This window comes from Virgibacillus sp. M23 (genome assembly GCF_034190895.1).
Classification (GTDB): Bacteria; Bacillota; Bacilli; order Bacillales; family Amphibacillaceae; genus Virgibacillus; species Virgibacillus salarius.
In genome coordinates this window covers 1-5,404 of record NZ_JAWDHA010000108.1, presented here as the reverse complement: position 1 = coordinate 5,404, position 5,404 = coordinate 1, and the positions used below count along the sequence as shown (strand labels likewise).

The window sequence follows — 5,404 nt, the reverse complement described above, 5'->3', positions numbered from 1 at the left end:
TTAGTTGAGGCCGTGCCCGCGGAAAGCGAAGTAATTAGTCGGAGCATTGCCAATATACATCAAACATTTCAAAATAACTACTTCGCTTAACGCAGTCATTGCACTGATTTTATACTTTCTTAACTTAAAAAAAAGAACCGAGAAAGCGTACCTTTGGTACGTTCTCGATCCTAATTGATATCACAGAAACATATATATACGCTATCTTCTTGCCCTTCGTTGTAAAGCTAAGTCACAAATTGTAAAAAACAATTACAGGGAAACCTTATTGTTAAAGACAAATAAAGTTGGAAACCAAAATTACCGTTATTATTGATTTGAGTAGTAATTTAGAATTATGTATGAAAAAATAAAGTTGGAAATTGGAATTGAGGTACCCAATTATGGTTTGACAAAAAAAGTTAGAAATTTATATTTTGGATTATGAATCACAGAATATCATATAAACAGCACACAACTAACATTTTCTTTGGAGTAATATTGATAATATAGAAAAGTTCATTAAAAAAACGAAAGAGCCCTGAAATAATAACAACCAAATCCAGGACTCTTTCGCTCTTGAATACATCAGGAAACTCATCAAAGATATGACGAATCCACTCACAACTGTATTATACATCGCAAAATCATAGTTTATACAATCTTTATGTTTCTTTTCATAGTTAATATCATGAGCTAAGTGAACTAATTATTTTACAAGCGACCCTTATTAACCTTTTCAGCAAGTATTCTCAGCATGTCTTGCTTCTTCTTCTCTTCCCTTTGATTTTCATAATAATAAGCCATTTGCTTTTGCTCTTTATGAACCAATTTTCTTATTCGTATCTTTTCATCTTGATTATAAGCAAACTCTTCAACAATGTCATACCAATTTTTTACAGCAAGTTCTGGAAATGCTAATTTACCTTTTCCTCCAACCTGAAATGTGTTGTCGTTAGACTTCATAAAGGGCATCTCAAAATGATCAGCATACAAAGCAGATACAAATTCTCCTTTATTACGTTCTTTCGGATTATTTTTTAAACCATTTGTAAAATGTAAATCTCTTAGTGTCTGCTCTAAAAAGTCGCGATCTTCTTTATCTATATGTATTTCATGCTGAATAACTAGAACAACACCGGATTCTTTACATTGCCTAAAATAAACCGCAATGTCTTTATATTTATCATTGTTTTGCTCCCATGCTAATATTTCTTGTTCAACTACGTCAGCAAATACTAGTTTTTCGTGTCGTTGCAATATTCGCTCCAAAAAATCACTCAAATATAGATACACCCACATATCTGTATCACAAATAGGATATTTAGAAAAATCAGGATTCATATTTTTGTCTCATACTTTCTAATAATTCTAATATAGACTGTGCCTTATCTGCTGTTATTCGGTCATTTTCTAAATTACTATATAGGAGTTCATAAAATCGTTGGGATACAGAAAATTTGTTTGTTGGAAGGACTAAAGCCTCGTCACCACCAACAGCATGGATTTTATTAAGTAGCTTTTGAGCATTTTTAATTAAACCTAGATTGTATCTGTTTGATAATTCTTTTTGATAGGAGGGATATAACTTTATTAATCTAGTAATAAGAGCACTAAAACTAACACGAAAATAATTTTGCATAATAATCAAATCATTATACGAGACATACTTTAAATGGGACAAGCCTTTTTGACGAATATACTTTCGAATTAAGTCTTCTGGCATAAGGATGCAGCTTGCAAAATATTCAGCTCTTTGTTCCATCTCACTATGTTGAATTTCATCAAAAAGACTGATTCCTCCTATATCACCTGTATAAGCATGGTAAACCTCATGCCATGCAGAATAGTATTGTCTTCCTAAGGAATGAGAACTATTTACAAAAATACAGTTGTATTCACCTTTTTTAATATAGAAGCCGGACAAATTATTGTGGGCTGGGAACCTAACAATAAAATATCCCAACTGCTCTAATGTGTCGAAAGTGTCCTCAATAGGTCCATCTTTATTGAGGAAACGATTTCTAAACTCTTCAGCAATTGGGACAACTGTTTGATATAACTCCTTTTTTTTCTTAGGAGATAATTTATTTTTACGTGACAAAAAACCACCTCAGATTACTTTGTTGCAAATTTTTCCTGCATTACCATTTCATCAAAAACAATATTAGCGAATTCAATAGCCTCTTGTATTTCTGGATGGTTCTCATCACTAGTTCGAAAACTTAGAGAAGACATGTCATCCACTTCTATAGCTAGCATTTCATCTTTGCTCATATTCAAAAATTCACCAATTAGTTTATAAATTTTTACATTAAATGCTCTTGAAGCATTTTCGATACTTCTCCAAAATGATTCTTCAACACCGTATTTATTTGATATTTCTTTTAGCGAAAGGCCAAGCTCATTTCTTCTCTCTTGAACCAATTTAGCCAATTCAAAGCGTGTGTATTTAGGTCGTTCAGAAGGGTTTAATTGGACTTTATCCCATATATTAGGCATAATATCCCTCCATTTCATTAACTATTTTAAGTATATTAAATTTAACACTTTTTGTAAACGACGAAAGCCTAAGTTTTAAATCAAAAGATAATCAATTAATATTTTAACCTAATAAGTCAGTATTTATCCAGGAGTAATAATTGCTACCTTCCATAAGGGTGCTCTTTGTGAAGATGGCAACAAAAATCCTGGATAAACCCATTAACTAGAATAACGTTAGATGTAAATGTAATTAATCTTAAAGATCATCCAATAAAAATGTAATCCTTTTTAGAGATAGAGCTAAAATCCTGTTTAAAATAATATTTCTACATTTATTTAATAATGTTTTCAAATACAGTAGTAAAATAGGAAGGATACTTTTTTAATAACTCACGAACATTTTCCTTTTTTTGCTTTATATCTCGACGTATTTTTTGCTTTCGCTGAATATCCTTATTGAACAGCGAGCTTAAATCTTTTGATACAACCCTATCAGAAAAACCAGACTCATAAAGCATTATTTCTTTCAACGATGATAATCCATATTTCATTTTCTTTTGTAGTAACTTTAATTCATTTATAACATCTTCAGTCTCTTCAATACTAGTTAGATCAAGCAGCTCAATTATAGCCCCTATAATAAGGGTACCATCATATGCAAAAGCATTCTCACAGACCTCAACTATATGATCTATTTTGACATGCCGTCGCTGCGTTCCACTAACAAGACGCATATCCGAATTTTCAGCCAAGTCATATAGTTCATAAAATGGTTTTCCTTCAATCCAGCCTATTGCAATTTCTTTTATTACATCTGGTTTATCGCACTTTTTAAAAATATTATTATGTATATTTTTTGATAAAATAGACCATAAAGCTATAAGTAAGTCAGATGAATTGTTACTTGTAGTGATAGTCTTAATGTTTTCAGATAACCATTTCTCAATATTAATAGAAGTTTGAACACCATATAAAGTTTTGCCAAAAATTTTCCTTTTTGAGATGTCCGGAACATTCTTAACAATGTGCTGTGTAAGAAGCTTGAAAAGTTCAACAATATTAGTTTGTTCTTCATCACTTGCTAAGAAATATGCAAGGGTTCCTTTAGCAAGTTCCGCAACCTCTTCATCGCCAAAACCAAAGTCATCCTCATGAGTCATTAAGTAGCTTTCAACGGATGATATAATGTTCATTTTGTATGACATCTGCTCAATTAAGCCTTTTTTCGTAAAACCTTTCTCATTGTGTTTTATGGCAAAATTCTCTAAGATTTCATCAATTGCTTTTGGGTCATTTAAATAGTCTTGGATAACATCCAACATGTCTATCTCAATTGTATAACCTTGAGTATCACTTTTAAGAGGTTCGAAAACTTGTAATAATGTACTTGCACACGGTTCAGAATTAGCAGGCTCTAATAGTTCCTTAACTTGACCCCACTTCCATCTTGTACGAAATCCTCTCCTTTGATCATAGATATTTGGATCAGCAAAAATAACACTTCCTTCTGTATGTATTCCTGATCGACCCGTACGACCAATCAAATTATGAAAATCTCTAACCTTTATTCGGTTTGAACCCTGATAGAGGCTAGTTACAATTAAGTATCTAATGGGAAGATTAACACCTTGAGCTAAAGTAGATGTACAAATGACAAAACTCGCCATTCCTTCCTTCATTGCATGTTCAACAGAGAGACGAATTCCGTGTGGCGTGTTACCATGATGAGTAAGAATACCTAATTCTGCACTTTTTGTAGTCGCCGCACTATCACCTAAATTGCATTGATATAGAAAATGCAATCGTCTGATTTCTTCAAAATTAGAGTATTCAATAGGCTTAGATAGTGCCAATCCTCTATCATAGGCATCCACAATTTTTTCGCACATACTTGATACAGATGACTTTGTGCCACAAAATATTGCTATACTTCCATTTAAAATTAGCTTAATACCAAAGTATAGAGCAATGGTTTGAGCATCAGTTCTCTCTGGAAAAAACCTTTCCCTTCTTTCTCTATTTTTAAGGTTAAGTTGGTAGCGCTCAATTATTCTCGGAACGAAAAATTCTCCGTTTTCAGGATTACTTGGCTCCACAAATTCAAGTTTTCCACGTTGATCAAGCCAACTTGCAAAAGCCACAGTCCTGTATGTAGGAATAAGGTTAGTCCCTGAAACTATTTCATTCCCTTCTCCGTTAAGCCAGTTACCTACAGATTCAGCATTTCTTATAACCGCAGATATAAGGACAGTCTGAATTGGTCGCGAAATCATAGACTTTACAGATGTTAACAGTAGTTCATAAGTAATTCCTCGGCTACCACTATCAAATTGATGTCCTTCATCATAAATAATTAATCCTATTCCTTCTGCCAATTCCGGAAATTGACGGAGTACATATAAAAGTTTTTCAGGAGTAACAATTAAAACTTGTTTTCTTTGTAAAAATTCATCAATCTCAAAATCAGTCTGCATTACATCTGAAAGTTCATCAATATTTACAGGTTCATTACGGAAAGTATCCTTAAGACTATTACTAATTTCATTACATAAAGCTCTAAAAGGAGCTACAACTACAGTAAGAGAAGTTCTATCTGAGAGAAAAGCACTACGAATAATAAATTCAGTTGCTTTAGTTTTCCCAGCACTAGTCGGCATCTGTACTATTCCTGACTCACCTCTAAAAATTCCATGTTTGCCCAAAAGGTGTGACCGTCAAGTAAAATGACACAATTTCTGCTTATTAATTTGAAACACTTTGCTGCCCAAATATGGTTTTTCGATGCTTCATTCGCCAACTGTCTTCATTTAAATGATAATTTCCACTCGATGCAATATACGATCTAGAATCGCGGTTGTAATTGCCTGATCTCCTAATAATTCACCCCATTCTTTAGGACCTTTATTGGACGTTAATATAATCGATGTTTGATTGTACAGAT

The 5,404-nt window shown here is 32.8% G+C and carries 4 protein-coding genes and 1 pseudogene; all 5 read right to left on the bottom strand.

All coding sequences use genetic code 11. The annotated features are described in order from the left end of the window. Positions 1-693 precede the first annotated feature (693 nt). The gene (locus RVS70_RS21260) at positions 694-1,323 is read right to left on the bottom strand and encodes a hypothetical protein (RefSeq protein ID WP_026679825.1); all 630 of its coding nucleotides are present in this window, start codon (positions 1,321-1,323) and stop codon (positions 694-696) included. Continuing rightward, on the bottom strand, positions 1,313-2,083 hold the full coding sequence (locus tag RVS70_RS21255) for an ImmA/IrrE family metallo-endopeptidase (protein WP_026679824.1): 771 nt from the start codon (positions 2,081-2,083) through the stop codon (positions 1,313-1,315). The genes RVS70_RS21260 and RVS70_RS21255 overlap by 11 nt, the downstream gene beginning before the upstream one ends. Before the next feature lie 14 nt (positions 2,084-2,097). After that, complete coding sequence (locus RVS70_RS21250) at positions 2,098-2,481, bottom strand: helix-turn-helix domain-containing protein (RefSeq protein ID WP_026679823.1); 384 nt, start codon at positions 2,479-2,481, stop codon at positions 2,098-2,100. A 314-nt stretch (positions 2,482-2,795) separates the two neighbouring features. Continuing rightward, the gene (locus tag RVS70_RS21245) at positions 2,796-5,165 is read right to left on the bottom strand and encodes a DEAD/DEAH box helicase (RefSeq protein WP_321134734.1); all 2,370 of its coding nucleotides are present in this window, start codon (positions 5,163-5,165) and stop codon (positions 2,796-2,798) included. Positions 5,166-5,205: 40 nt separating this feature from the next. Beyond that, a pseudogene (locus tag RVS70_RS21240) lies at positions 5,206-5,404 on the bottom strand (ATP-binding protein); the annotation flags it as partial.

Bases quoted from the DNA above. Each gene is read 5' to 3' on its own strand.
- RVS70_RS21260 (WP_026679825.1), bottom strand. From the start codon at position 1,323: ATGAATCCTGATTTTTCTAAATATCCTATTTGTGATACAGATATGTGG.
- RVS70_RS21250 (WP_026679823.1), bottom strand. From the start codon at position 2,481: ATGCCTAATATATGGGATAAAGTCCAATTAAACCCTTCTGAACGACCT.